3 protein-coding genes are annotated in these 3,348 nt (G+C 67.9%); 1 reads left to right on the top strand and 2 read right to left on the bottom strand.

The window, feature by feature from the left end:
- Positions 1-94: 94 nt before the first annotated feature.
- Together I4J89_RS02335 and I4J89_RS02330 are read right to left on the bottom strand one after the other, a co-directional pair.
- On the bottom strand, positions 95-1,474 hold the full coding sequence (locus tag I4J89_RS02335; RefSeq protein ID WP_196412098.1) for an ABC transporter substrate-binding protein: 1,380 nt from the start codon (positions 1,472-1,474) through the stop codon (positions 95-97).
- A gap of 256 nt (positions 1,475-1,730) precedes the next feature.
- Positions 1,731-2,732: a LacI family DNA-binding transcriptional regulator gene (locus I4J89_RS02330; RefSeq protein ID WP_196412097.1), complete on the bottom strand. Its 1,002-nt coding sequence runs from the start codon at positions 2,730-2,732 to the stop codon at positions 1,731-1,733.
- A 247-nt stretch (positions 2,733-2,979) separates the two neighbouring features.
- Here I4J89_RS02330 and I4J89_RS02325 point away from each other — a divergent pair, with 247 nt between their 5' ends.
- Positions 2,980-3,270 (top strand): hypothetical protein, encoded by a 291-nt coding sequence (locus tag I4J89_RS02325; RefSeq protein ID WP_196412096.1) that lies wholly within the window; start codon positions 2,980-2,982, stop codon positions 3,268-3,270.
- The last annotated feature ends 78 nt before the right edge of the window (positions 3,271-3,348 follow it).

Here is a 3,348-nt window from a genome sequence, read left to right as displayed (position 1 = left end):
GGGGGGGGGGGCTGTCTGGCCCCCCCGGGCCCCCCCCCGCGGGGGGGGGGGGGGGGGGGGGGGGGGGGGGCCCCCCCCCCCACGACTCGTCGGATCAGCTACCAGCGGCCAGCAACTGGTTGACCTTCTCCTCGGCGGTCTTGAGTAGCGCGTCGATGTTGGCGTTCGGGTTGGTCAGAACACCGGACATCGCGGAGTCGAGGACCGCGTAGATCGCCTGCGCGTTGCGCGGCTCACCCTGGATCGGAACCGGGTTCTCCTCGAAGATCTTGAAGTTCGCGGTGTCCACGTTCGCGTTCTTCGTACGCAGTTCGAGCTCCTGCTTCTGCGCCTCGCTGCCGTTGGTGAACAGCAGCGGCTGGGGCAGGCCGACCGGGTAGTTCTGCGGCTTGGCCCGGGCGTAGTCGAGCTGGCCCTTCCCGACGGTCAGCTTCTGGTAGGCGATCCACTTCAGGCCGGCCTTGACCTGGTCGGGGCTGAGGCCCGCCTTGAAGAAGTAGCCCTCGCCGCCGCCGAGCGTGCCCTTGGCGGGACCGGTCTGGCCGGGCAGCGGTGCCATCGCCCAGTCCTCGTACTTGCCCTGGAACTGGCTGACGATCGCCTGGGTGGAGTCCGGCGCGCCGATGAACATGCCGACCTTGCCGGCGCCGGCGTTGGTCAGCAGGTCCGCCCACTGCAGGAGCTGGCGGCTGCCCATGCTGTTGTCGCCGTACCGCATGTCCTTGAGGTTCTGCAGGACCTGCTTGCCGGCGGCGTCGTTGAAGGCGGCCTTCTTGCCGTCCTCGCTGAGGACCCGGCCGCCCTGCGAGTAGATCAGCGAGGTGAAGTGCCAGCCGCCGGTGTTGCCGGCGCTGTACTCCGAGTAGCCGGCGATGCCGTTGCCGAGCGCGGCGATCTTCTTGGCCGCCGCACGGACCTCGGGCCAGGTCTTCGGCGGGTTGTTGACGTCGAGACCGGCCTTGGTGAACAGGGTCTTGTTGTAGACCAGGCCCATCGAGTAGTTCTTCACCGGAACGGCGTAGAGCTTGCCGCCGTCGGTGAAGACCTCCTTGAGCGCCGGGTCGACGCTGTCCCAGGTCGGGATGGTGTCCTTGTTCGCGTACTCGGTGATGTCCATCGCCTTGCCGGAATCCAGCACCTGCTGGAGGTCCGTCATGTAGCCGTAGAAGACATCCGTCATCGTGCCGCCGGCCAGGCGGGCCGTGAAGTCCGGCGGGTTGTTGCACTGCTCGCCGACGCTGACGCTCTTGATGGTGATGTCGGGGTTCTGCTTCTGGAACTCGGCGACGTCCGCGTTCCAGTTCGCCAGCAGCTCTTTCTGGGCGGCGACCGGCTGACAGTCGACGCTGATGGTGACCTTGCCACCGGCGGTGTCCCCGCCGTCGTCGCTCTTGGTGGAGCAGGCCGTGAGGCTGAATCCCAGGCCGGCCACGAGCGCTAGCGCCGCAACCTTCCGGTACTGCGGTACGGACATCTGTCCATCCCTTCGGGAACGGGTGTATCCATGGCCATCGCTGATCTGCGTTGTTGTCACTGCGCTGAGGCCGGAACCCCATAGTGAGTGCAGTCACTGTAACGACGTGGACTTATGACGGCAAGGTTTCGATCGTGCTCTGAAAAAACACGACTGCGTAACGACACGGAACGACAGAGGCGCGGCTTGTCCGTCTTTGGGCACAAAAAAGCCGCCGACCGCTTGCGGCGATCGGCGGCGTACGGCGCCGGTGGGATCAGTGCGTGGGCGCCGGCCCGGTGGATCCCCGGACCACCAGCTCCGGCTCGAACAGCAGCTCGTCGCTGAGCACGCGGGCCTCCTCGATCTGGCTGACCAGCAGGTCCACGGCGGCCTGGCCCATCGTCTCGATCGGCTGGCGCACCGTGGTCAGCGGAGGATCGGTGCAGGTCATGAACGCGGAGTCGTCGAAGCCCACCACCGACACGTCGGCCGGCACCGCGCGGCCCAGCCGCCGGGCGGCCCGGATGGCGCCCAGGGCCAGCACGTCGCTGGCGCAGATGATGCCGGTGACGCCGCGCTCGACGAGCTTGGTGGCGGCCACCCGGGCACCCTCCATGGAGAAGCTGGAGCGCTCGACGTAGGTCTGGTCGCCCTCCCAGCCGGCGACCTGGACCATCGCGGCCAGCTTGCGCCGGGACGGCACGTGCCCCTCCGGCCCGAGCACCATGCCGATCCGCTCGTGGCCGAGCGAGCGGAGATGCCCGTACGCCTGCTCGACCGCCACCGCGTCGTCGGTGGACACCCGGGGGAAGCCCAGCTCGTCGACGCCGGCGTTGACCAGGACGACGGGCAGGCCGCGGTCGGTGAGCCGCCGGTAGTGCTCGTGCGAGGCGTCGGCCAGCGCGTACGACCCGCCGGCGAAGATGACGCCGGAGACCTGATGGTCCAGCAGCATCTCGACGTAGTCGGACTCGGGCACGCCGCCGATCGTCCGGGCGCACAGCGCCGGGGTGAAGCCGCGCTGCGCCAGGGAGCCGGTCACCACCTCGGCGAGCGCCGGGAAGATCGGGTTCTGCAGCTCCGGGAGGACCAGGCCGACCAGCCGGGCGCGCTCCCCGCGCAGTTTGGTGGGGCGCTCATACCCCAGCACGTCGAGGGCGGTGAGCACCGATGCGCGGGTGGCCTCCGAGACGCCGCTGCGTCCGTTGAGCACCCGGCTGACGGTGGCCTCGCTGACCCCGGCCTTCTTCGCCACCTCGGCTAGTCGCTTCGTCACCACGGAATCCTACGTCTAGATATTGCAAAAATCGAACAGCGAAGTGTGCTGGGAGCGGATCCACATGCAGTCCCGTGCCCGCTCTTGCGAAAGCACCGGAAAGTCTGGGTGTGCAGTCTGGCGCGCCGGAAGTAGCCCGACGGTGTGAAAGATGAGGGATCGCCGCCGCTTCTCATAAAACCCTCCCGTTGAAGCCGCAAAGCCGGACAAAGGGCAGGCATCGGGTCTGCTCGAACGGAAGGAAATCATGATCATTCGTAAGACTCTCGCCTCCATCGCCGGTGCCGTCGCAGCTCTGGCCATGAGCGCCCCGGCCATGGCCGGCGGCATCTACATCGGCAACGTCGACGTCTACGCGACCGACATCGCCTCCGGCAACACGATCAACCTGCTGAACGACGTGTCGGTGCTCGAGGCCGCCCAGTTCTGCAACATCGACGTGAACGTCCTCTCCGCCGTCCTCGGCAACGGCAAGAACGCGAAGTGCACCAGCAAGAGCAACAGCCGCCAGAACGCCTACGTCAAGAAGCACTACTGAGCACCTCCCTCCCCCCGCCGGGCCCCGGGAACCCGGGGCGGCCCCGGGGGGGGGCGGCAGGGGGCAAACACCCCCAGC

This window comes from Actinoplanes aureus, from assembly GCF_015704865.1.
Taxonomy (GTDB): domain Bacteria; phylum Actinomycetota; class Actinomycetes; order Mycobacteriales; family Micromonosporaceae; genus Actinoplanes; species Actinoplanes aureus.
The sequence above is the reverse complement of the archived record's forward strand: the minus strand, read 5'-3'. Positions and strand labels throughout refer to the sequence as shown.

Bases quoted from the DNA above. Each gene is read 5' to 3' on its own strand.
- I4J89_RS02335 (WP_196412098.1), bottom strand. From the start codon at position 1,474: ATGTCCGTACCGCAGTACCGGAAGGTTGCGGCGCTAGCGCTCGTGGCC.
- I4J89_RS02325 (WP_196412096.1), top strand. From the start codon at position 2,980: ATGATCATTCGTAAGACTCTCGCCTCCATCGCCGGTGCCGTCGCAGCT.